This is a genomic window from Bacillus sp. FSL W8-0183 (genome assembly GCF_038006825.1).
GTDB lineage: Bacteria > Bacillota > Bacilli > Bacillales > Bacillaceae > Bacillus > Bacillus altitudinis.
The window spans coordinates 1,781,802-1,806,117 of the sequence record NZ_JBBOVY010000001.1; the positions used below are offsets into that span (position 1 = coordinate 1,781,802).

A 24,316-nucleotide genomic window follows, 5' to 3' on the forward strand; every position below is an offset into this window, starting at 1 on the left:
AGGTGTTTGTTTTGACTGAATTGGGAAAACGGCTCGTTGAGGCCAGAGAGGAAAAAGGGATGTCGCTGGAGGATCTGATGGCGGCAACCAAAATCCAAAAGCGCTATTTGCTAGCAATAGAACAAGGAAATTATGATATCATTCCAGGTAAATTTTACGTCAGAGCGTTTATTAAACAATATGCCGAAGCCGTTGGACTGAATCCTGAACAATTGTTCGAAGAGTTTCGTAAAGATGTACCAAGTACGTATAACGATGAAGTGTCTGATAAATTATCAAATATTAAACCGCAAAGAGAGCTGCCAAAGCCTGCCTCAAAGGTACTGGAGCTGCTTCCGACGATTTTAATCATTGGAGGGATCCTTGTGGTGATCGCTATCATTTATGTGATCGTTCAAGCGGTTAATCATGATAGCGGACAGAAAAATAATCAGGCGGCTCCTCAGCAATCAGAATCAAAATACGAAGTGTCTGAGGATTCATCGCTTGCAAAGGATCAAAAGAAAAAGGAAAAAGCTTCGTCAGATGATCAAGAAAAATCATCTGAAAAAGACGATTCCTCAAAGGATTCATCTAAAGACGATGAAGATGTTTCTTTGAAGGCGACGAATACAGAGGGTTCTACGACAACGTATGAAGTATCAGGTGCAGAAGAGATGGAGCTAACCATTTCTGCCTCACAAGCTTCATGGCTTCGTGTGAGAGACGAATCTGGAAAAGTGCTGAAGATGGGTGAATTGAAAGATGGCGAATCGTTTAAAACAGACTTAACTGATCTTTCCCAAGTCGATATCCGCTTAGGAAATGCAACAGGAATCGATATCAAAGTCAATGACGAAACGCTGAAGTACGAATTAGACCCTAAAAACACCATGACACAAAACATTGTGATTGTGAATAAAGGAAAGGAAAAGTCATCTTAAGCAAGTAGATGACTTTTCTTTTGTTCCTACTATTATATATACATAAAAAAATGGCTTATTGGAGGATTGAAATTCATGTTTAACTTACCGAATAAAATAACTCTTTCTAGGATCGCCTTGATCCCTGTTTTTATGATCATTATGCTTGCTCCATTAGATTGGGGTGTTGCGCGCTTTGGTGACGTCAGCATCGAAGTCACTCACCTTGTTGGAGCGATCTTGTTTATTGTCGCTTCGACAACCGACTGGATTGATGGTTACTATGCACGTAAGCTCAATTTAGTCACAAACTTTGGTAAATTTTTAGATCCGCTTGCAGATAAATTGCTTGTTTCAGCGGCTTTAATTATACTTGTTCAATACAATCTCACACCGGCATGGATGGCAATTGTGATCATTAGCCGTGAATTTGCTGTAACGGGCCTAAGGCTTGTCTTAGCTGGAGGCGGTGAAGTGGTCGCAGCCAATATGCTTGGAAAAGTGAAGACGTGGGCGCAAATCATTGCGATTTCGGCACTTCTTTTGCATAACCTGCCGTTTGAACTTGTATCATTCCCATTTGGTGATCTTGCCATGTGGGTAGCGGTGTTCTTCACTGTTGTCTCAGGATGGGATTACTTTGCGAAAAACTGGGAAGCCTTAAAGAATTCTAACTAAAAAGGACGTGTACGCTTTGAAGTCAGAGAGAAAAGCAGAAATTATTGCAGTCGGTTCCGAACTTTTGCTAGGGCAAATTACGAATACGAATGCACAATTCATCAGCAAACAACTAGCTGAAATTGGTGTGAATGTTTATTACCACACAGCAGTTGGTGACAATCCAGAGCGTTTAAAAAGGGCCATTCAAGTGGCACAGGAAAGATCGAATTTTATTATCTTCTCAGGTGGTCTTGGACCAACGAAAGACGATTTAACAAAAGAAACCATTGCGAGTACGCTCGGTAAAGAGCTTGTGCTAAATGAAGAAGCATTTGAGTCTATTCAAGAATACTTCCGTAAAACCGGACGTGATATGTCGCCGAACAACCGTAAACAGGCGCTCGTTCTAGAGGGATCTGATGTGCTCGTAAACCGTTTCGGAATGGCACCTGGTATGTTTATACAAGAGGGAGATACGTTTTACATTCTGCTCCCTGGACCGCCAAGTGAATTGCACCCGATGTTTGAAAACGAAGCGAAGCCGCTTATTTCTGAAAAACTCGGCCTAAAGGAAAAAATCGTGTCTGTTGTCTTGCGTTTCTTTGGCATCGGTGAATCTCAGCTGGAAACAGATCTTGAAGATTTAATTGATGCACAGACCAATCCAACGATTGCACCGCTTGCAGCTGACGGGGAAGTGACGCTAAGGCTGACAGCCAAGCATGAGGATGAAAAAGAAACAGAGCGTCTGTTAAAAGAAACAGAAGCACAAATTTTAGAACGGGTCGGCGAGTACTTCTACGGATATGGTAATACATCTCTTGCCTTTGAAGCTTCAAAGGCCTTGCATGAACACGGGAAAACAGTAGCAGCGGCTGAAAGCCTGACTGGTGGTATGTTTTCAGAGTGGCTGACAGATCTCGAAGGGGCATCATCCATTTTAAACGGCAGTGTGGTTTGTTACACAAATCAAGTCAAGCAGCAAGTGCTGGGCTGCCGTGAAGAAACATTGTCTTCTCATGGTGCTGTCAGCAAAGAGTGTGCGTTAGAGCTCGCAGAAGGCGTTAGAAAACTGACGGGAAGCGATATCGGTATTAGCTTTACAGGTGTGGCAGGTCCTGAACCACACGAAGGACAGCCGGTTGGAAAAGTATTTATCGGGCTATCGACAAAAGACCAGACAGACGTGTTTGAATGGATGTTTACTGGCAGTCGATCAGGCATTCGCAAGCGTGCTGTGAAATATGGTTTGCACCACCTTATCAAATTATTAAAAGATAGTTAATTTTGTTTTTTATGAGGTTTACTCCTTTATAAAAGAGCGTTTTTTCTAATAGAAACAGCTCTTTTCTTAAATAATCTGCCAAGAAAAAATCGAATATGTGTTCGTTTTTTTCTTGGCAAATGACGTGAAACAAGGTATAGTATAGATAGTGGAATTGATAAAGGAGGAAACAATAGAATGAGTGATCGTCAAGCAGCCTTAGATATGGCTCTTAAACAAATAGAAAAACAGTTTGGTAAAGGCTCTATTATGAAACTAGGAGAGCAAACAGATACACGTATTTCAACAGTACCTAGTGGTTCGTTAGCACTTGATACTGCGCTTGGAATAGGTGGATACCCTCGCGGCCGTATTATTGAAGTATATGGTCCAGAGAGTTCTGGTAAAACGACAGTAGCACTTCATGCGATTGCTGAGGTTCAGCAGCAGGGAGGACAAGCTGCATTTATCGATGCGGAGCATGCGCTAGATCCAGTTTACGCTCAAAAATTAGGTGTCAACATTGATGAGTTGTTACTTTCTCAGCCGGATACAGGAGAACAAGCACTTGAAATTGCAGAAGCACTTGTTCGTAGTGGTGCAGTTGATATTGTTGTCATTGACTCAGTAGCTGCTCTTGTACCAAAAGCAGAGATCGAAGGAGACATGGGAGATTCACACGTTGGTCTTCAAGCACGTTTGATGTCTCAAGCACTTCGTAAACTATCTGGTGCTATCAACAAATCAAAAACAATTGCGATCTTTATTAACCAAATTCGTGAAAAAGTAGGGGTTATGTTTGGTAATCCTGAAACAACGCCTGGTGGACGTGCACTTAAGTTCTATTCATCTGTTCGTTTAGAAGTACGCCGTGCTGAACAGTTGAAACAAGGGAACGACATCATGGGGAACAAAACGAGAATTAAAGTTGTGAAAAACAAAGTGGCACCACCATTCCGTATTGCCGAAGTAGACATTATGTACGGTGAAGGTATCTCGAAAGAGGGAGAAATCATCGACCTTGGAAGCGAACTAGATATCGTACAAAAGAGCGGGGCTTGGTATTCTTATCAAGAGGAACGTCTTGGACAAGGACGTGAAAATGCGAAGCAATTCCTAAAAGAGAATAAAGACATTCTTCTTATGATTCAGGAGCAGATCAGGGAGCACTATGGTTTGGATACAAACGGAGTGAAATCAACTGACGAAGAAGGACAAGAAGAATTGGAATTGAATGACTAAAAAGACGCTGAAAAGCGTCTTTTTTTTACAATTACATAACAGCTAGCGGGTCAAAAGTTCTGTCTTTGCTTGAAATAACGACTTACGCCTTAGTCTGACTAGCTTGACAAGTATTTCCGACACAATTACAATGGGAATGTATCACTTGTTTTTCTTAACATGATTGATAACTAATTTAAACTTGACAAGGGCAGTGAGGATCTCATTCCCTGTGAAGGCCCTGTATGTTGAGACACAAAACAATGTACATGCCGACACTTTATTTGTAAAACCAAGTTCATAGCAAGAGGAGGTGAAAATATGTCGCCTACGATGTTTACGATCATCTCCATTTTGCTGAGCCTAATCTGTTTAGTTGTTGGCTACTTTGTTCGTAAAACCATTGCAGAAGCAAAAATATCCGGCGCAAGAAACATGGCCGAACAAATTGTTGAGGATGCAAAGCGTGATGCGGAAGCATTGAAGAAAGAAGCGCTCTTAGAAGCGAAAGATGAAATTCATTCGTTTCGTGTAGAGGCGGAGCAAGAAGTTCGTGAAAGACGTAATGAGCTTCAAAGACAAGAAAACCGTTTACTTCAAAAAGAGGAAAACCTTGATCGCAAGGACGAATCTTTAGATAAACGGGAGTCCCTGTTGGAGAAGAGAGATCATTCTCTGAATGAACGACAACAACATATTGAAGAGATGGAAAGCAAAGTGGATGATATGATTCGTTTGCAGAAAGCTGAGTTGGAGCGTATTTCTAGTCTAACTCGAGATGAAGCGAAACAAATCATTCTGGATCAAGTTGAAAATGAGCTTTCCCACGACATTGCAGTCATGACGAAAGAATCTGAAAACCGGGCGAAAGAAGAGGCTGATAAAAAAGCGAAAAACATTCTTTCACTTGCGTTACAGCGTTGTGCAGCTGATCATGTAGCTGAAACAACAGTATCTGTAGTCAATCTTCCAAATGATGAGATGAAAGGTCGTATTATCGGACGTGAGGGACGAAATATCCGTACGTTAGAAACGTTAACAGGTATTGACCTGATCATTGATGATACACCTGAAGCTGTCATCTTATCGGGTTTTGATCCGATAAGACGTGAAACAGCGAGGATAGCTCTAGACAAGCTAGTCCAGGATGGACGTATTCATCCTGCACGAATTGAAGAAATGGTGGAAAAATCACGCCGTGAAGTCGATGATTATATCCGCGAGATGGGTGAGCAAACGACATTTGAAGTCGGAGTTCACGGTTTGCATCCGGATCTCATCAAAATTCTCGGTCGCTTAAAATTCCGTACAAGTTATGGACAAAATGTCCTGAAGCATTCAATTGAGGTTGCACATCTTGCAGGTCTCATGGCTTCAGAGCTTGGAGAAGATGCAAAGCTTGCAAAACGAGCAGGTCTTCTGCATGACATTGGAAAAGCCATTGATCATGAAGTAGAAGGAAGCCACGTGGAAATTGGCGTTGAGCTTGCGACGAAATATAAAGAGCATCCTGTTGTCATCAACAGTATTGCATCTCACCATGGTGATCAAGAACCGACATCTATTATCGCTGTTCTTGTTGCGGCAGCCGATGCATTATCTGCAGCACGCCCTGGTGCAAGAAGTGAGACGCTTGAAAATTACATTCGGAGACTTGAGAAATTAGAAGACATCTCTGAATCTTATGAAGGTGTTGAAAAATCGTTTGCGATACAAGCTGGACGTGAAGTGCGTATTATGGTGAAGCCAGATTCAATTAATGATCTTGAAGCTCACCGTCTAGCAAGGGATATTCGTAAGCGGATTGAGGACGAGCTCGATTACCCTGGTCACATTAAAGTGACAGTTATTCGAGAAACTCGCGCAGTAGAGTATGCAAAATAGAGCGGTGCGCTTAGCGCCGCTTTATTTTTTTGTGTAAATATGCAACACTGATAAGAAGATCATTTTATAAGAGAAAGGGTTCAAAACGTATGAAAATATTATTTGTTGGAGATATCGTTGGTTCACCTGGCAGAGATACACTGAAAGAATATTTGCCAAAGCTAAAGAAAAAATACCAGCCACACTTTACGATTGTCAATGGAGAAAATGCGGCTCATGGGAAAGGACTCACAGAGAAAATCTATCACGAGCTGCTTCAAGCTGGGGCTGATGTGCTCACGATGGGGAACCATACATGGGATAAAAGAGACATTTTCGATTTCATCGATGATGCACCCCATATTGTTCGTCCGGCAAATTTCCCGCAAGGTACACCAGGGAAAGGGCTCACTTTTATTAAAAAACAAGGTAAAGAACTAGCTGTCATCAACTTGCAAGGCCGCACATTTTTACCTCCGATTGACTGCCCATTTCAAAAAGTAGATGAGCTCATAGCAGAAGCTTCAAAACGTACACCGTTTATTTTTATTGATTTTCATGGTGAAGCCACAAGTGAAAAGCAAGCAATGGGCTGGTATACAGACGGCCGTGCATCATGTGTCGTTGGAACACATACACATGTTCAAACAGCAGATAACCGCGTCTTGCCAAAAGGAACTGCTTATATTTCGGATGTTGGCATGACTGGTCCTTATGACGGTATTTTAGGTGTTGATCGGGAAACGATTATTAAACGATTTAAAACGAGCCTCCCTGTCCGTTTTGAAATTGCAGAAGGCCGCACGACATTAAGTGCAGTGATCGTAGAAATTGACGAACCGTCGAAAAAAGCTGTCAAAATTGATCGAATTTTGATAAATGATGACCATATTTTCTTTGAATAAATATTCACATATTTATTTCAGAAAAATATTAATCAGAAAGAAGGAATATGCGCCCTCTATCGTGAATATAGTAAAAATGGTAGGTAGCCTGCTATTTTTGAAAAACATTTTGGGGATGGATTTTCAAAAAAATAGCAACATCTAACAAAGATTGTTCTAATGAACACTCACTTATCCATTGTAAATTTAAGGGGGAGCAAAAATGGAAATTTTAAAAGTTTCAGCAAAGTCAAATCCAAATTCAGTAGCAGGAGCATTAGCCGGCGTTTTACGTGAACGCGGTGCAGCGGAAATACAGGCTATCGGCGCTGGAGCACTGAATCAGGCGGTCAAGGCTGTCGCCATTGCAAGGGGATTTGTTGCGCCTAGCGGAGTGGATTTGATATGCATTCCAGCCTTTACTGACATTCTTATCGATGGAGAAGAAAGAACAGCAATCAAACTGATTGTTGAACCACGATAATTCTAATTTTATTATTTTCAACCTGCTTACATCATGTAAGCAGGTTGTTTTTGTTTACCGCTATACATTTCTCATATAACATATTTCTTTCACAAAATAGATAGAAAATGACATATTAGAGCTTGCATTTTTTCACCATGATGATAAATTAAGATTAAGTTGAAAATACTTCATCAAAAATAAATATTTAAGTAGGTGAAATAATGATTGAAGCTTTTTTGAAAAGAGGAAAGCTTGTTTTTATTTTATTTTTTATCGTTCTCATTGCTGGAGGTTATTTGTTTACACAGCTTCCTAAACGAGAACTGCCAGAGTTTCAAGCAAATATTGTAACCATTTCGACTGTTTTCCCTGGTGCTGATGCAAAACAGGTAGAAAGTGATGTCACCAATAAGCTCGAGTCGGCCATTTCTGATATCAATGGTGTAGAGAAGACAAGCTCTGTTTCTGCTATTGGTTTCTCAAATATTGTACTTGAAATTGATGATCAAGCCGATTTTCAAAAGGTGGCAAGTCAAATCAAGAGTGAAACCACAAATGCCGCCTCTTCTTTTCCAGATGGTGTGATGGAGCCAGATGTAAAGGATGAGTTTGGCAACGTGCCAGTTGGTTCTTATATGATTGTAGCAAGGAACTCATCTGAGTTAGCAAAAAGTCAGGAATCGCTGCGTGCATTAAAAGAAAAAGTGGAGGACATCAAAGGTGTTGATGGTGTCGTCATCAAAGGGTTCAATGACAAACAAGCAATATTGAACTTGGATTCAAGTAAACTGGAGGATAACGGGTTAAACGTGACCGATGTCACAAATGCCATCAATCAAGAATTTGACACATCCCCTCTAGGTGACGTCCAGGCAGATGGAGAAAAGGTCAAGCTGTCCATTGATGCTTATGATCGTTTAGATCAAATGAAAAAGATTGAGATTTTCTCAAAAACGAGCCGAGAGCCTGTTACAATCGGTGAGCTTGGTCGTTTAAAAGAAGTAGAAAAAGAGAAAAGTGATATCGTTTCATATAACGGAAAGCCAGCCTATTCATTTACAGTCAATATTAAGCCAGGACTGGATATTCCTAAAATGTATGACAAAGTCAGTGCGGTCATTGAAAAAGAGAAAGAGCTGCCAAATGGTGTGGATTGGATAGACTACTATTCACAAAAAAGTGAAGTAGATGCCATTTTTAACGATTTAATCAAAGAAGCGATCGTGGCCGTCATCGCCGTCATTGTCGTCACCACACTTGGTCTAACTATTGGTGGTGCGTTTATCGTTTCACTTGCGATTCCGCTATCCATAACGATCGGAACCATCCCGCTGCCGTTTTTACAAGTGGACCTTAATCAAATTTCAATTATTGGCTTTATCATTGCGCTAGGGATACTTGTAGATGACGCCATTGTCGTCAACGATAATATTTTGAGGCAGATGAAAAAATACGAAAGTCCGCTTAAAGGAACAATTGCAGGTGTAAAAGAAGTGGCTGGATCCATTTTGACGTCAACACTAGCTGTTGTCTTTGCCTTCTTGCCGCTTGTTTTCCTTTCTGGTGCGAACGGTTCATTTATTCGAGCGTTACCGTCTGTTCTAGTCACAACTGTACTTGCGTCAATGGTCATTTCATTGACACTTGTGCCAGTGTACCAATATACAGCAAACCGAAAAAGAAAGAACAAGAAGATTCAAAAAGAACCGGGCTTTTTAGGCAAACCATTAAAAAGGTTGGCCGATTTTTATGCAGATCGAGTACTGACAAACATCGTGAAGCGACCACTTCTCATTGGATTAAGTGGTTTGCTCGTTGCCACACTTGCCTTTTTGCTTATTTTCGCCACACCATTTGAGTTTTTCCCTGCGGCGAATAAGAAAGAGGTTGTTGTCACTGTGACACTACCAAGTGAAACAACCTTAGATAAAACGAATGACACATTAGAGAAAATAGAACAAGAGATCAAACAGCAAAAAGGCATTGAAGAGACGGCCATTTTTGCAGGCGGCGGTGTGCCGAACTTGTTTAATGAAAGTATCTCAAACGCAAGTGATCATACGGGTCAGGTTGTTGTCAGAGTAGACAATGAGCAGATGACAAGCAAAGCATTGATCGATCGTATGACAGAGCCATTGCGAAAGAAATTTAAAGATGCTGATATCTTTATGAAAACCATTGTTCAAGGACCGCCAACTGGAGCGCCTGTGACCGTAACCATTGCAGGAGAACAATTTTCAAAGCTCGTGGATGTGAAAGAGAAGCTCACAAAAGAAATGAAAGAAAGCGGAGCAAGTCTGATCACAGACGATGTCAATCAACCGGTGAAAACCATCTCATTTGAATTGAATCGTGACCGAATGGCAGAGGATGGGCTCACTGCTCAGTTTGTCAGCAGACAGCTTGGTCTTGTCACAGAAGGAATTCCATTAGGCACCTTTAAACAAGGAACAGATGACATCGACCTCGTAGTGAAACAAGACATGAGCACACATCAAAACGGACTGAAGCTAAAAGACATCAAGGTGCCTGTGAGTACAAATGAGGGTGGCATGCCTCAACTTGAGCCGCTTAGCCGATACGTAAAGGAAAAAGAAACAGAGCAGTATGAAAGCATTCCGCATGAAAACGGGATGCCGACGATCACGTTAAAGGCATATCCTGGCACATCAGATACGTTTAAAGACGATATGACAGAAGTCATAAATGAAGTTGGGAAAAGCGATGCAACGAAGAATTTGACCATTTCTCAGGGCGGAGAAAATGAAGATCAAACCCAATTCTTTATTGAAATTAGTCTCTTATTTGGGGTAGTCCTGCTGCTCATTTATGTGACCATCGCTTTCCAGTTCAATTCACTCATGCTGCCGCTTTTAGTTCTTGGAACGGTTTACTTAGCGATATCCGGAGCCATTATTGGACTATTTGTCACTCAAACGCCGTTTAGCTTTATGGCCACAATGGGGATTGTCTCATTGGCAGGTATTGTTGTCCGAAATGCGGTCGTTTTGTTTGAATTTATTGAACAGAGGCGCAAGCAAGGTCTCGATCAACAGGCAGCTGTGATTGAAGCGGGGAGGGCAAGGATTAGACCTATTTTGCTGACAGCATTTACAGCACTTGTCGCTCTTATGCCCGTTGCTTTAAGTAATGACCCACTCTTTAAGCCGCTAGCGATCTGCATCGTATCAGGTGTCTTTTTCTCAACGATTCTGACACTACTGATTGTGCCGGCTTTATATGTAGCCGTTTCAAAAAAACGCTGACAACTTAAAAGCAAATCTCCGAATAAAAGGAGATTTGCTTTTTTTTTAGAAAAATATCTAAAAAAATATGTGGAGTGTTCATTTGTCTTCTCCTGAAAGACAGTGGTATTTACGTCTAAAATAAGACATGATAAGATCGGATTGGGAGAAGTTTTTTAACAAAGGGGTTGTACGTCATGTGTGGAACGATGAAAGCGATTGTTAAAAAAGAAAGCGCTTACGGAGCGACGATGATGGAAATGCCGATTCCAGAAATAAGTGATCATGAAGTGCTCATCCAAGTAAAAGCTACATCGATATGCGGAACGGATGTGCATATTTATAATTGGGATGATTGGGCGAAGGGGAGAGTCCAAGCACCGTACATTTTTGGTCATGAATTCACAGGGGAAGTTGTCAAAACGGGGAACCAAGTCTCACGAGCAAAAGTAGGGGATTTTGTATCGGCTGAGACGCATATTGTCTGTAATCAGTGTTATATGTGTTTAACGGGTCAGCAGCATTTGTGCAGCGAAACGAAAATTTTAGGGGTAGACATTGATGGCTGTTTTGCTGAATATGTCAAAGTACCAGAACAAAATGTGTGGCATAATCCAGCTCAAATGCCAGTGGAACTTGCATCTATTCAAGAACCGCTTGGAAATGCTGTTCATACAGTTCTGCATACACCTGTTTCAGGAAAGTCAGTGGCGATTTTTGGCTGCGGTCCCATTGGTTTAATGGCGATTGCGGTTGCAAAAGCCTCCGGGGCTGTCCAAGTGTTCGCTGTTGATAAAAATGAATACAGACTGGATCTTGCCCGTAAAATGGGTGCAGATCATATCGTGGATATCGGAAAAGATGATCCTGTTGCCATGATTAAGCAGCTCACGCGGATGGAAGGGGCAGACGTGATGTGTGAGATGTCAGGACATCCCGTTGCAATTAATCAAGCACTCGAAGCTTGTGCAAATGGAGGGAAAGTGAATATACTAAGTTTGCCAGAGCGGCCAGTAACCATTGACATTACGAATCAAATTGTTTTTAGGGGATTAACCGTGCAAGGGATCACGGGGAGAAAAATGTTTGAGACGTGGCGTCAAGTATCTGAACTTTTAAGAACGAATACCATTGATGTACAGCCGGTTGTCACCCATACGCTGCCGTTTGAAGATTTTGAAAAGGGATTTGAACTCATGAGAAATGGTACGTGCGGGAAGGTCGTACTGATCATGCCATCATATCAAAGGGGGACGAAATGATGAAAGAATTTACGTATTTACAAGATGAATTGGACACAATGAAGCAGCAAGGCACCCATCAAACACTGAAAGAAATCGATTCCAAACAATCTTCCACGGTGACATTAAATGAACAATCCGTCATACAACTCTCTTCAAATAACTACTTAGGTCTCACCTCACATCCAAGGCTGATGAAAGCGGCAAAAGAGGCGATTGATGAATTCGGTGCTGGAACAGGATCTGTACGAACCATTGCTGGAACGATGACAATGCATGAACGGCTTGAAAAAAAGCTCGCTGCTTTTAAAAAGACAGAGGCAGCCCTCGTATTCCAATCAGGCTTTACGACCAACCAAGGGGTCTTATCCAGTATTCTCACAAAAGATGATATTGTCATTTCAGATGAGCTGAACCATGCCTCAATCATCGATGGGATTCGCTTAACAAAGGCAGATAAAAAAGTATATGCTCATTCTAATATGGAAGAGCTTGAGAAAATTTTAAAGAAATCGATGAATTACCGCGTCCGTCTTATCGTGACAGATGGTGTGTTCTCAATGGATGGAGATATTGCACCGCTTCCTGAGATTGTAAGACTTGCAGAAGCATATGATGCCTTTGTGATGGTAGACGATGCCCATGCGTCTGGAGTACTTGGTGAAAATGGGCGCGGAACAGTGAATCATTTTCAACTTGACGGCAGAGTGCATATTCAGGTTGGCACACTTAGTAAGGCAGTTGGTGTGCTAGGCGGTTACGTCGCTGGTTCTGCCGTTTTAATCGACTATTTAAAGCATAAAGCAAGACCGTTTTTATTCAGCACCTCACATCCGCCGGCTGTCACAAGAGCCTGTGAAGAAGCCATTGAAGTGCTGTTAGACGAACCGGAGCGCATTGAAACACTTTGGGAGAACGCGGTCTATTTTAAAGAAAAAGTCATCGGTCTTGGATTTGAGGTGGCACCAACAGAAACGCCTATTATTCCGATGATGATTGGAGACGAGGCACTCACTTTCCGGTTTTCAAAAGCATTAATCGAGCGCGGCGTTTTCGCTCAAGGCATTGCTTTCCCAACTGTAGCGAAAGGAAAAGCGAGAATTAGAGCCATCATCACAGCAGAGCACACAAAAGAAGAGCTTGACCGTGCACTGACAATCATCGAAGAAGAAGCAAAAAAACTGAAAATACTTGATTGAGAGAGCTGAGGCTCTCTTTTCTTTTGCGCTAATCTTTCCATATTTCATCAAATCTACCGTTTGTTATGTATAATGTATGTAAAAAGATCTATTGAGGTAAGTGGTGAGACAAATGTTATTTAATAAAGAAGACTTTTATGAACAATTTTTAGATTATAAAAAGAATACAAATACGGATAAAGATCACCCTTTTCACAACTTATTTAACAAAGAAATTCCAAACAATCTTCGTCAAGAATTACAAAAACTTGGTATGAGAAATTTGGATAGAATTGATATTAAGGCATCTACAGGACATGGGAAAGTTGCAGAGTCTATTTGGATCGCATTTCTAGACAAATTTTTAACTTTGAACCATAAAACAAACAGAACAACAACACAAAAAGGATTATATATAGTCATTTTATTTGCTAATAACGGAAAGGACTTTTATTTATCCATTGGATTAGGTACTGAAAATTTATCTCTGGAAAAGATTAAAGGTGAAGCGGATATATGGCGAGAGCGACTAAGACCTCAATTGAAGCATAGTCCTAATTTAAATGGGTTTGAAACAGGTGACTTTTACCTAGGAGAGTCTGATAGACCAATAAAGTATGCAGCAGGTTCATTGGTATTTAAAAGGTATAACATCGATACACTAAATCACCAAGAATTTTTAAGAGATATATACACTTTGAATGAATTTTTTTATGATTTTATTTTCGAAGTATACTCTAATCTGGATATTGTGATGGACACAAAAGATAAAAAAAGCAAAAAACGAAAAAGAATCATTCATAGAGATGTTTATAAACAATTAAGAGAAGAAAGATCAAAGCAAAACGAAGAGACAGGTAGAATAGCAGAGAAATTTGTTTATCATAAGGAAGTAGAGCAATTAAAAGCAGTGGGACGGGAACAATTAGCGGAAGCTGTCGATTGGGTAGCTGAAACAGAAGATGGTCACGGATTTGATATTAAATCTTATTACCCTGATGGAAAAGAGAAGCTTATAGAAGTAAAAGGATCTAAGTTGACTCACCATGACTTTCCATTCTTCTTATCTGAACAAGAAAGAATGGTAGCAGAAGAAGAAAAAGAATCATATGTAATTACTTTAGTTGAGAGTGTCGGTACACAGCAGATGAAGATTGTCAAAGAAATACAAAATCCTTTAGGAAAAGACGATCTCCGTCTGAAGCCTACTCAATATTCATGCACAATTCGTGTGGATTGAAAAGTGTGGACACATATGAATTTATTTTCAATTCACGACAAAATAGTCTATACTGTAGGGTGGAGCTTGGTTTGAAAGGAGTACAAATTCATGAATGAAGAGCAGAGAAAAGCGAGCGGACAAGTAAGTTCATCGGACAAAAAATCCGAGAAGGACTACAGCCAATATTTTGAAGCTGTGTACATTCCGCCTTCCTTAAAAGATGCAAAAAAACGGGGTAAAGAAGAAGTCGAATACAATCAATTTCAAATTGACGAGCGGTTTCAAGGGTTAGGGAACGGCCGCAAGTTTTATATTCGCACATATGGCTGTCAAATGAATGAGCATGACACAGAAGTGATGGCTGGTATTTTTATGGCGCTTGGTTATGAACCAACAAATTCGACTGAAGATGCGAATGTCATCTTATTAAACACTTGTGCCATTCGTGAGAATGCAGAAAACAAAGTGTTTGGAGAGCTTGGTCATTTAAAAGCATTAAAGCGTGAAAAGCCAGATTTAATCTTAGGCGTTTGCGGATGCATGTCGCAAGAAGAATCTGTCGTTAACCGTATTTTAAAGAAACACCCATTTGTTGACTTGATTTTCGGTACCCACAACATTCACCGCCTGCCAGAGCTATTATCTGAATGCTATCTTTCAAAAGAAATGGTCATTGAGGTTTGGTCTAAAGAAGGCGATGTGATTGAAAATCTTCCGAGAGCCCGCCAAGGAAAAATTAAGGGCTGGGTGAATATTATGTACGGTTGTGATAAATTCTGTACATACTGTATCGTCCCTTACACGCGTGGTAAGGAAAGAAGCCGCCGTCCGGATGAAATTATTCAAGAGGTCAGACGCTTAGCAGCAGAAGGATATAAAGAAATTACCCTTCTTGGTCAAAACGTGAATGCGTATGGAAAAGATTTTGAAGACATGGAATATGGTCTTGGTCACCTAATGGATGAGCTGCGTAAAATCGATATTCCACGTATCCGTTTTACAACAAGCCACCCGCGTGACTTTGATGATCACTTAATTGAAGTGCTTGCCAAAGGCGGAAACCTTCTCGACCATATTCATTTGCCGGTTCAATCAGGAAGTTCTTCTGTGCTGAAACTCATGGCAAGAAAATACGACCGTGAACGTTACCTTGACTTAGTGCGTAAAATCAAAGAGGCAATGCCAAATGCTTCATTAACAACGGACATTATCGTTGGGTTCCCAAATGAAACAGATGAGCAGTTTGAAGAGACGCTTTCCCTCTATCGGGAGGTTGAGTTTGATGCGGCTTATACGTTCATTTACTCTCCAAGAGAAGGAACACCAGCAGCCAATATGAAAGACAACGTGCCAATGCGTGTAAAAAAAGAACGTCTGCAGCGCCTGAATGCACTCGTAAATGAAATTTCTGCGAAAAAAATGAAGGAATATGAAGGGCAGACTGTCGAAGTATTAGTAGAGGGTGAAAGTAAAAACAACCCTGAGATCCTAGCCGGATATACAAGTAAAAGCAAGCTTGTGAATTTTAAAGCACCAAAAGAAGCGATTGGCAACATCGTCAAAGTGAAAATCACACAAGCCAAAACTTGGTCTCTTGACGGAGAAATGGTTGGAGAAGCTATCGAGGTGAATTAAAATGACGCTTTATTCAAAGAAAGAGATTGTCGAGCGCGCAAGAGAGCTCGCGAAAATGATTTCTGAAACAGAAGAAGTTGATTTCTTCAAAAAAGCAGAAGCGCAAATCAATGAAAATACAAAAATTGCAGCGATCATTAATCAAATTAAGGCGCTTCAAAAGCAAGCTGTGAATTTAAAGCATTATGGCAAACATGAAGCCTTAAAACAAGTGGAAGAAAAAATTGATGCCCTGCAAGAAGAACTGGATGAGATCCCAGTGATTCAAGAATTCAAAGAATCACAAACAGAGGTTAATTCCCTGCTTCAGCTTGTAGCGCACACAATTTCTAATCAAGTAACGGATGAAATCATTCTTTCAACCGGTGGCGACCTCTTATTAGGAGAAACCGGTTCAAAAGTGAAAAACTCATCCCCAAGTTGCTCCATTAAATGAGAAAACCCCGCAGATGCGGGGTTTTTTGTTTTCTGATATAAGAATTGCATACCTTCTTTCTCCTTCAGCTTCCATCAACCCCAATCTCTCACTCTCCAACTTTTCCAATTTTCAAGGCAAGTTTATGGGCGACCATGCATACACTGAAACAGAAATGAATTTAATTGAACATGAGACTCAAAATCGTGACACACTAGACGAATGCCCAGCATAAGATAAAACGATCAAGAACAAGGAGGCATGCCGGAATGTCTGAATACAGAGAAATTATTACAAAAGCGGTGGTTGCAAAAGGGAGGAAATTTACCCAAAGCACACACACCATTTCTCCATCGCAAAAACCAACCAGCATCCTAGGCGGTTGGATCATTAATCATAAGTACGATGCTGAAAAAGTCGGTAAAACAGTTGAGATTGAAGGTACATTTGATATTAACGTGTGGTATTCTTACGCAGACAACACGAAAACCGAAGTGGTCACAGAACGTGTAAAATATGTAGATATCATCAAACTGAGATATAAAGATAAAAACTTCCTTGATGATGAGCACGAAGTGATTGCGAAAGTCTTACAGCAGCCCAATTGCTTAGAAGTCACCATTTCTCCAAATGGCAATAAAATTGTCGTTCAAGCAGAGCGTGAATTCATTGCTGAAGTAGTAGGGGAAACCAAAATTGTTGTAGAAGTCAATTCAAGCTGGAAAGAAAAAGATGATCACGAATGGGAAGAAGAAGTGGATGAGGAATTAGAAGATATTCATCCAGAATTCCTCGCGGGTGATCCAGAAGAGTAATTGATGACTAGGGCGCATATCCCCCTAGTTTTTTTGTGCCTTGATCTAGGGAAAAAAGGTGAATTTTTATGCTATAATGAAAGATGGTATGAATTCGAAAGTAATATAGTGAGGGATTAGAAATATGGCAAGTTATACGCCCATGATACAGCAATATTTAAAGATCAAGGCAGATTACCAAGATGCCTTTTTATTTTTTCGCTTAGGCGATTTTTATGAAATGTTTTTTGATGATGCAAAAGAAGCAGCACAAGAATTAGAAATTACGTTAACAAGCAGGGATGGCGGCACGATTCCAATGTGTGGTGTTCCTTATCATTCTGCGTCTGCATACATAGAACAACTGATAGAAAAAGGCTATAAAGTCGCCATTTGTGAGCAGGTGGAAGACCCTAAAACGGCAAAAGGTGTGGTCAAAAGAGAGGTCGTTCAACTGATTACACCAGGTACGGTCATGGATGGCAAAGGACTGAATGAAAACGAAAATAACTTTATCGCGTCTGTTTCCAGCTTTCAAAATGGCTACGGTCTTGCGCTTTCCGATTTATCAACAGGTGAAAACATGGCGGCTTTCATTGAACGGTTAGATGAAGTTGTGTCTGAAATTTATTCTGTCGGTGCAAAAGAGATTGTGGTATCAAAGCAGCTCGATGAAGAAACGGTGAAAACCCTGAAGGAACGCTGCCAAGCGACCATCTCATACGAAGATAGCGATGAATTAATAGATGAAGCTGAACGACTCGTTTCTCATCTTGACGAGCATCTGAAAATAGCATTTTTAACACTCTATGCATACTTAAGAAGAACGCAAAAAAGGAGTCTTGATCATCTTCAGCAAGTTCAAGTGTTTCAGCTTGAACAAACGATGAAAATTGATCTTTACTCAAAAAGAAACCTTGAATTAACAGAAACCATCCGTTCAAAAAGCAAGAAGGGTTCTTTATTATGGCTCTTAGATGAAACAAAAACGGCAATGGGCGGAAGATTGCTGAAGCAATGGATTGATCGTCCGCTCATCCGCCTTTCACAAATCAAAGAACGCCAGGAAATGGTGCAAATTCTGATGGAACATTTCTTTGAGCGAGAGGATCTGCGAGAACGTTTAAAGCAAGTGTATGATCTTGAACGTCTAGCAGGCCGTGTGGCATTTGGAAATGTGAATGCCCGTGATCTTATTCAATTGAAAGAATCTCTCAAGCAAGTGCCGGCTATTAAAGAGCTTATCCATTCTCTCCCAGAGGATATGGCGAAATCTAGAGCAAATGACATTGACCCATGCGGTGATTTACTTGATTTATTAGAAGATGCTCTTTATGAGAATCCGCCGATGACGTTAAAAGAAGGCAATTTGATTAAAGACGGCTACAATGCAAAATTAGATGAATATCGTGATGCGAGCCGAAACGGGAAAGATTGGATCGCTCGTCTTGAACAGCAAGAAAGAGAATATACAGGCATTCGATCGTTGAAAGTCGGCTTTAATAAAGTGTTTGGCTACTATATCGAAGTGACCCGTGCAAATACGCATTTATTAGAAGAAGGCCGTTATGAAAGAAAACAAACCCTTGCCAATGCAGAGCGGTATATTACACCTGAATTGAAAGAAAAAGAAGCCCTTATTCTTGAGGCGGAATCAAATATTAGTGAATTGGAATATGAACTATTTTCTGCGCTTCGGGAACAAGTAAAAGCGTATATTCCTAGATTACAGTTGCTCGCAAAACAAATGAGTGAGCTTGATGCGCTGCAATGCTTTGCGACTGTGAGTGAAAAGCGGCGTTATGTCCGCCCTGAATTTTCATCAGATGAAGTGGAAGTCATTGATGGTCGTCATCCTGTTGTTGAAAAAGTGATGGATCATCAAGAGTATGTGCCGAATGACTGCCAAATGGGCAAAGGGAGACAAACCTTGCTCATTACTGGTCCGAATATGTCAGGGAAAAGCACATATATGAGACAAATGGCATTGATCTCGATTCTTGCGCAAATTGGCTGTTTTGTGCCAGCATCAAAGGCAACCCTTCCGATTTTTGATCAAATCTTTACACGTATTGGGGCGGCAGATGATTTGATTTCTGGTCAAAGTACTTTTATGGTAGAGATGCTCGAAGCAAAAAATGCGATGGTACATGCGACAAAGAACAGCTTGATTTTATTTGATGAAATTGGACGCGGGACAAGCACTTATGATGGAATGGCTCTTGCACAGGCAATCATTGAATTTGTGCATGATCATATTGGTGCCAAAACCCTTTTCTCCACTCATTATCATGAACTGACGGTACTGGAATCCCAATTAAGCGAACTGAAAAATGTCCACGTACGAGCAGAAGAACATGAAGGGACAGTTGTTTTCTTACATCAAATCAAAGAAGGAGCAGCGGATAAAAGCTACGGCATCCATGTAGCGCAACTTGCTGAACTGCCTGATGCGATCATTGATCGAGCCCAGACCATCTTAACGGAGCTTGAGAGCGGATCACATGAAGTGATTCCGCGCGTCTCTAAAGCCCCGAAAAAAGAAATGGCTGAGGAAAAACAGCAGCTATCTTTCTTTGAAGTGGAAGAAAAACCGCAAACAAAACCTGTGCTGAAAAACAAAGATCAAGCAGTGATCGAAGAATTGAAGTCATTTAATTTAATGGATATGACACCGCTTGAAGCGATGACAAAGCTATATGAATTGCAAAAGAAATTATAATGTAAGGTGAGGTGAGCAAGAAATGGCAAAGATTATTCAGTTATCCGATGACCTATCAAATAAAATTGCAGCTGGTGAAGTGGTCGAACGTCCGGCTTCTGTTGTGAAGGAGCTCGTGGAAAATGCGATCGATGCTAGTAGTACTGTCATTGAAATCGATGTAGAAGAAGCAGGACTTTCTTCTATTAGAATTATTGATAATGGGGTGGGAATCGATGCTGAAGATTGTAAGCTCGCCTTTCAGCGTCATGCGACGAGTAAAATCAAAGATGAAAATGATCTGTTTCGTGTCAGGACGCTCGGTTTCAGGGGGGAGGCGCTGCCAAGTATTGCCTCCGTCTCTCACTTAGAAATGAAGACAAGTACCGGTGAAGGTGCTGGAACACACTTAGCTCTCCAAGGCGGGAAGATCATTTCGGAGAAAAAAACCTCTGGCCGTCGCGGCACGGAAATTGTGGTCACCAATTTATTTTATAATACGCCAGCTCGTCTAAAATACATGAAAACTGTTCATACGGAGCTTGGCAACATTTCTGATGTTGTGAACCGAATTGCACTTGCTCATCCAGAAGTGTCGATTCGTTTGCGACATCAAGGAAAAGTGCTGCTTCAAACAAATGGAAACGGGGATGTGCGGCATGTGCTTGCGGCCATTTATGGAACGGCAGTGGCCAAAAAAATGCTGCCACTTCATGTACAATCACTTGATTTTGAAGTGAAAGGCTATATTTCCTTACCAGAAGTGACAAGGGCATCACGTAATTACATGTCTTCTGTTGTCAACGGCAGATATGTCAAGCATTTCCCGCTGGTGAAAGCCATTCATGAAGGATACCATACACTGCTCCCAATCGGACGCCATCCGATTACATTTATTGAGATGAAGATGGACCCAATTTTAGTCGATGTGAACGTACATCCTTCTAAACTTGAAGTAAGACTAAGTAAAGAGCAGGAACTTCATGAATTGATCAAACAAGGGATTAAGGACGTCTTTCAAAAGCAGCAGCTCATTCCAAGTGCTACAGTGCCAAAAAAAGCACCAATGCCAGCAGTGAAAAATGAGCAGCAGTCCTTATCTTTTGATTCTAAACAAACAATGAATAGCCGAATGGAAACACCTGTTTCCTATGAGCCGGACTCGCTCGAATCGGCTGTATACGAGACCAGTCAGAACGACACATACGGGGTGCGTGAACCGGAAAGTACGGAAGCGACTTTACCAGCATCGTCTGAAGAAACGTTTGATCATGTATATGTAGAGGAATCTGCAGCTTCGCATGAACAACATGACGAAGTGATACTGGAAGACAGTGCAGCCCAGCATCAGGCTGAAAGTGAACGTGTCCCTGTGATGTATCCGATTGGACAAATGCACGGAACGTATATTTTGGCTCAAAATGAACGCGGTCTTTATATCATCGATCAGCACGCTGCCCAAGAGCGAATCAAGTATGAGTACTTTCGTGAAAAGGTAGGAGACATTGAACAGGAAGTGCAAGAAATGCTTGTTCCATTAACCTTTCACTACTCAAAAAACGATATGTTGATTATTGAAGAGCATATCGATATTTTAGCAAAAGTAGGGGTCTTCTTAGAGCCATTCGGATCAGGCAGCTATATCGTTCGATCGCATCCGCAGTGGTTTCCTAAAGGAGAAGAGGCTGAACTCATCGAAGAAATCATTCAGCAAGTACTTGATGAAAAGCGTGTGGATATCAAGAAACTGAGAGAAGAAGCGGCGATCATGATGAGCTGTAAAGGCTCGATTAAAGCAAATCGTCATTTGCGTCACGATGAAATCAAAGCCTTATTAGATGAACTCCGGCAAACACAAGACCCATTTACATGTCCGCATGGCCGGCCGATTATGATTCATCATTCCACATATGAAATGGAGAAGATGTTTAAGCGGGTGATGTAGCTAGGTTTGAGATGGTGGGTGAATCGGTTTGCCCACCAATTAATTTTTCAATCCGATAGTCTGTTTCGTGTTTTTGTGATGTGAAGATAAACATCCGCTGTCATGTTGTAAGGATAACCCCTTTCCTCAAATGGATAGGGGTTTTTGTTATTTGGTTATACGATTAGGTGAAGCGTGATATGATTGTAAAAAGGAGGGAATATGATGACATTCAAAAAAGCGTTCAATATAGGTTACTTTGTTTTGCTTTTATCTTTTTTTGTCGTATATTTTTTGCTTCCAGTCGATCAACTATTTACCGCAATTATGATCCTAACCTTACTATTTGGCGTATATCAATTTGTGATTTTTAAAAAACTAAAAGAGCAAAAATAACAATAAAAAACGCCATATATGGATTTGCCAACTAAATGATGACAGACCATCATGAGATATGGTGTAACAATTATATAAAATGCAGTAAGCACAGCGGCAAGACATGTGATAAATGAGAAAAAGCGCTCTAAGAGCGCTTTTTTGTTTAGCATCCGCAAGGATTTGGCGGTGTGACGACAACTGGCCGTTTATTAATATCAATCGTATCCTCTGCATAAAATGTGGAACCGATGCTGATCGCACGATTTTCTGCGCGGAACGTATATGTACCTGCAGCAGGAAGTACTTTATGAGAAAGTTGTAATGTATATTGGGAACTTCCGAATAAATCGAAACGAGCTGGAATGCGGACAGTTTTTCCATTGTTCAAAATGTAACTGTCTTTTAAAGCTTTTCCATTGATAATATCCTTTGTTGTGGCTTGAAAACCTGCTGGTAAAGTAAATTCAACTGCACCAATACTTAGAACAGAATTTGGACGGTAAGTCAGGTCAATGTCAGAAAAAGACCATTCTTGTTTACTTGCTCCTGTGATTTTTGCATAAAGGGCAGCTGGCCTTGCATTCGTTGAAGCTTTGCTTTCCTCTGTTTTAGCCCCTTCAGCTGATGCGGCTAGCGGTACTGAGAGTGCCATGACCAATGTAAGCATCCCCATCATAATCATTGTCCATGTTTTCTTCATTTCTTCCTTCCCCCTTGGTTGATTATAGGTAAATAATAGATAATTAAATCCATTATTTACCTATAAGGTTACCATATTCCTATATGTCATTAAATGGTATTTTATACCCTTATTTTGCTTGTTTTTTAGTAATAACGGGGTAGGAATGCATTTGGTTGGTTCATTCCGTAAGCATTTCCTGTCATATGATGATTTGCAGGCATCATCATATGCATATCATGATAGCCGTTTGGATGGTAGGGAGCCATACCATAACCGCCGTAGTGACCGAAGTGATGGTGATCGTTCATTTGTACGTTTGAATAGGGTTCATACTGCTTCGTAAAAGGGGAATAGGCTGAATGATGATGCGGATGGTGTCCGCTATAAGCATCTTTTTTACCGGTATGATAATGATTTGGCATATTCATAGGGTCATGCATGTTTGGTGCAATCATATGCTCATGATTGGCTGTATACACATTTTCAAACGTGTGATAGGGATTTCCTTGATGGTAATGGTTGGTTTGGTTATTCATATTATTCATTTTGTATCTCATCCTTTTTTTCAGGTTGCCATATCTTATGAGCTGCACCTGTTTCATGAGCCTATCCATATGAAAGAAAAGAACGACATGTAACAAAAAAACCGGCTTTTCAGCCGGGAAAACAAAAAGCAGGTGCAGCGTCAAACGCTAAAATGAGAAGCTATGTCTTTTTTTGCGACGCTTCTTACATCTGCTGCAGACACTTTTAGGAAAATAATGGGGATCGTAGCTTCTTGACGTATCCCAAAAATCGCTCTCAAACCAATCATCTTTTTTATGATAAAACTTCTTTTTTTCACACGGATCAATATGGTGATGAGCGTCATGCTTTTTATAGCATTTTGAGTGGGAATGTTTGCTCTTGCATTTGCACATTGTCATCCCTCCTAAATGTGACTCAATGCTAGTATATGCAAGAAAGGTGTACGAGGACTGGATGGTGGCGCTCCTTTTGTAAAAAAAGGCTAATTCTTTAAAAACTCAAATAAAAAGAATTGACTAGTGCTAAATTAACATGATAAAATATAAATTTTTATCCTCTGCTGAAATGTGTTATAATGATATTGTGAATACTTTCGGAGGTGGCGGATTTGTTTCAAATAGGTGATAAAATTGTTTATCCAATGCATGGAGCCGGTGTGATTGAAGGAATGGAAGAAAAAGAGATTTTAGGTAAGACGCAGGAATATTTTCTGATTCAAATGCCGAATATGCAGATGATGGTCCCAAAAGGCAGAATCAATCAACTAGGTATACGTCCGGTAGCTGATCAAGCTACGCTGAAAGTTGTGATGAACAATTTTGCAGAAGAAACAAACGACGACACGCTTACTTGGAAGCAAAGATATGATGAAAATCTGAAAAAGCTAAAAACAGGTTCGATTGAAGATGGTGCAGACGTTGTCAAAGATCTGATGAGACGTAATCAGAAAAAAGCCTTAAATTCTAGTGAAAAGAAGATGCTTGAAGATGCACGGGGCATGTTAGTGAGCGAAATTTCACTTGCACAAGGCATGTCGCAAGATGAAGTGCTGACAGCATTAGAGAATGAATTAAGAGTTTAATGCTGGATATACAGAGACTGGCTGTAAACAGA

General features: G+C 40.7%; 20 protein-coding genes. 18 read left to right on the top strand and 2 right to left on the bottom strand.

The window, feature by feature from the left end; all coding sequences use genetic code 11:
• Positions 1–11 precede the first annotated feature (11 nt).
• From NSQ64_RS09290 to NSQ64_RS09370, 17 genes are all read left to right on the top strand, one after another.
• A complete protein-coding gene (locus tag NSQ64_RS09290) occupies positions 12–923 on the top strand; it encodes a helix-turn-helix domain-containing protein (RefSeq protein WP_178930164.1) in 912 nt (303 codons plus the stop codon).
• Between the two features lie 75 nt (positions 924–998).
• On the top strand, positions 999–1,580 hold the full coding sequence (gene pgsA / locus NSQ64_RS09295; RefSeq protein ID WP_008358030.1) for a CDP-diacylglycerol--glycerol-3-phosphate 3-phosphatidyltransferase: 582 nt from the start codon (positions 999–1,001) through the stop codon (positions 1,578–1,580).
• 16 nt (positions 1,581–1,596) lie between these two features.
• On the top strand, positions 1,597–2,847 hold the full coding sequence (locus NSQ64_RS09300) for a competence/damage-inducible protein A (RefSeq protein WP_159159630.1): 1,251 nt from the start codon (positions 1,597–1,599) through the stop codon (positions 2,845–2,847).
• Positions 2,848–3,024: 177 nt separating this feature from the next.
• A complete protein-coding gene (gene recA, locus NSQ64_RS09305; RefSeq protein ID WP_007499478.1) occupies positions 3,025–4,068 on the top strand; it encodes a recombinase RecA in 1,044 nt (347 codons plus the stop codon).
• Between the two features lie 300 nt (positions 4,069–4,368).
• A complete protein-coding gene (gene rny, locus NSQ64_RS09310; protein WP_003211958.1) occupies positions 4,369–5,931 on the top strand; it encodes a ribonuclease Y in 1,563 nt (520 codons plus the stop codon).
• Between the two features lie 89 nt (positions 5,932–6,020).
• Positions 6,021–6,815 (top strand): TIGR00282 family metallophosphoesterase, encoded by a 795-nt coding sequence (locus NSQ64_RS09315; RefSeq protein ID WP_019744184.1) that lies wholly within the window; start codon positions 6,021–6,023, stop codon positions 6,813–6,815.
• 202 nt (positions 6,816–7,017) lie between these two features.
• Positions 7,018–7,278, top strand: coding sequence for a stage V sporulation protein SpoVS (gene spoVS, locus NSQ64_RS09320; protein WP_003211281.1), 261 nt, complete (start codon positions 7,018–7,020; stop codon positions 7,276–7,278).
• A gap of 203 nt (positions 7,279–7,481) precedes the next feature.
• The gene (locus tag NSQ64_RS09325) at positions 7,482–10,526 is read left to right on the top strand and encodes an efflux RND transporter permease subunit (protein WP_268382654.1); all 3,045 of its coding nucleotides are present in this window, start codon (positions 7,482–7,484) and stop codon (positions 10,524–10,526) included.
• Between the two features lie 176 nt (positions 10,527–10,702).
• Positions 10,703–11,767: an L-threonine 3-dehydrogenase gene (gene tdh, locus NSQ64_RS09330; RefSeq protein WP_058337312.1), complete on the top strand. Its 1,065-nt coding sequence runs from the start codon at positions 10,703–10,705 to the stop codon at positions 11,765–11,767.
• Positions 11,767–12,945: a glycine C-acetyltransferase gene (locus NSQ64_RS09335; protein WP_268382655.1), complete on the top strand. Its 1,179-nt coding sequence runs from the start codon at positions 11,767–11,769 to the stop codon at positions 12,943–12,945. The genes tdh and NSQ64_RS09335 overlap by 1 nt, the downstream gene beginning before the upstream one ends.
• A gap of 112 nt (positions 12,946–13,057) precedes the next feature.
• Positions 13,058–14,164 carry an MrcB family domain-containing protein gene (locus NSQ64_RS09340; protein WP_341016103.1) on the top strand — a complete coding sequence of 369 codons (1,107 nt, stop codon included), beginning with the start codon at positions 13,058–13,060 and terminating at the stop codon, positions 14,162–14,164.
• A 90-nt stretch (positions 14,165–14,254) separates the two neighbouring features.
• Positions 14,255–15,781 (top strand): tRNA (N6-isopentenyl adenosine(37)-C2)-methylthiotransferase MiaB, encoded by a 1,527-nt coding sequence (miaB, locus tag NSQ64_RS09345; RefSeq protein ID WP_007499471.1) that lies wholly within the window; start codon positions 14,255–14,257, stop codon positions 15,779–15,781.
• Position 15,782: 1 nt separating this feature from the next.
• Positions 15,783–16,217 (top strand): RicAFT regulatory complex protein RicA family protein, encoded by a 435-nt coding sequence (locus NSQ64_RS09350; protein ID WP_008344661.1) that lies wholly within the window; start codon positions 15,783–15,785, stop codon positions 16,215–16,217.
• Between the two features lie 248 nt (positions 16,218–16,465).
• Positions 16,466–17,011: an outer spore coat protein CotE gene (gene cotE / locus NSQ64_RS09355; RefSeq protein WP_007499466.1), complete on the top strand. Its 546-nt coding sequence runs from the start codon at positions 16,466–16,468 to the stop codon at positions 17,009–17,011.
• Between the two features lie 124 nt (positions 17,012–17,135).
• Positions 17,136–19,712 (top strand): DNA mismatch repair protein MutS, encoded by a 2,577-nt coding sequence (mutS, locus tag NSQ64_RS09360; protein ID WP_341016107.1) that lies wholly within the window; start codon positions 17,136–17,138, stop codon positions 19,710–19,712.
• A 22-nt stretch (positions 19,713–19,734) separates the two neighbouring features.
• Positions 19,735–21,636, top strand: a complete 1,902-nt coding sequence (mutL, locus tag NSQ64_RS09365) for a DNA mismatch repair endonuclease MutL (RefSeq protein ID WP_041507260.1) — start codon at positions 19,735–19,737, stop codon at positions 21,634–21,636.
• 204 nt (positions 21,637–21,840) lie between these two features.
• A complete protein-coding gene (locus NSQ64_RS09370; RefSeq protein ID WP_167493203.1) occupies positions 21,841–22,011 on the top strand; it encodes a hypothetical protein in 171 nt (56 codons plus the stop codon).
• 145 nt (positions 22,012–22,156) lie between these two features.
• Here NSQ64_RS09370 and bslA read toward each other — a convergent pair whose 3' ends face one another.
• Together bslA and NSQ64_RS09380 are read right to left on the bottom strand one after the other, a co-directional pair.
• Complete coding sequence (gene bslA, locus NSQ64_RS09375; protein WP_024720390.1) at positions 22,157–22,693, bottom strand: biofilm surface layer hydrophobin BslA; 537 nt, start codon at positions 22,691–22,693, stop codon at positions 22,157–22,159.
• A 125-nt stretch (positions 22,694–22,818) separates the two neighbouring features.
• Positions 22,819–23,220, bottom strand: coding sequence for a hypothetical protein (locus NSQ64_RS09380; RefSeq protein ID WP_024720391.1), 402 nt, complete (start codon positions 23,218–23,220; stop codon positions 22,819–22,821).
• A 590-nt stretch (positions 23,221–23,810) separates the two neighbouring features.
• On the opposite strand from NSQ64_RS09380, the gene NSQ64_RS09385 reads away from it, so the two are divergent.
• A complete protein-coding gene (locus NSQ64_RS09385; RefSeq protein ID WP_007499456.1) occupies positions 23,811–24,284 on the top strand; it encodes a CarD family transcriptional regulator in 474 nt (157 codons plus the stop codon).
• The last annotated feature ends 32 nt before the right edge of the window (positions 24,285–24,316 follow it).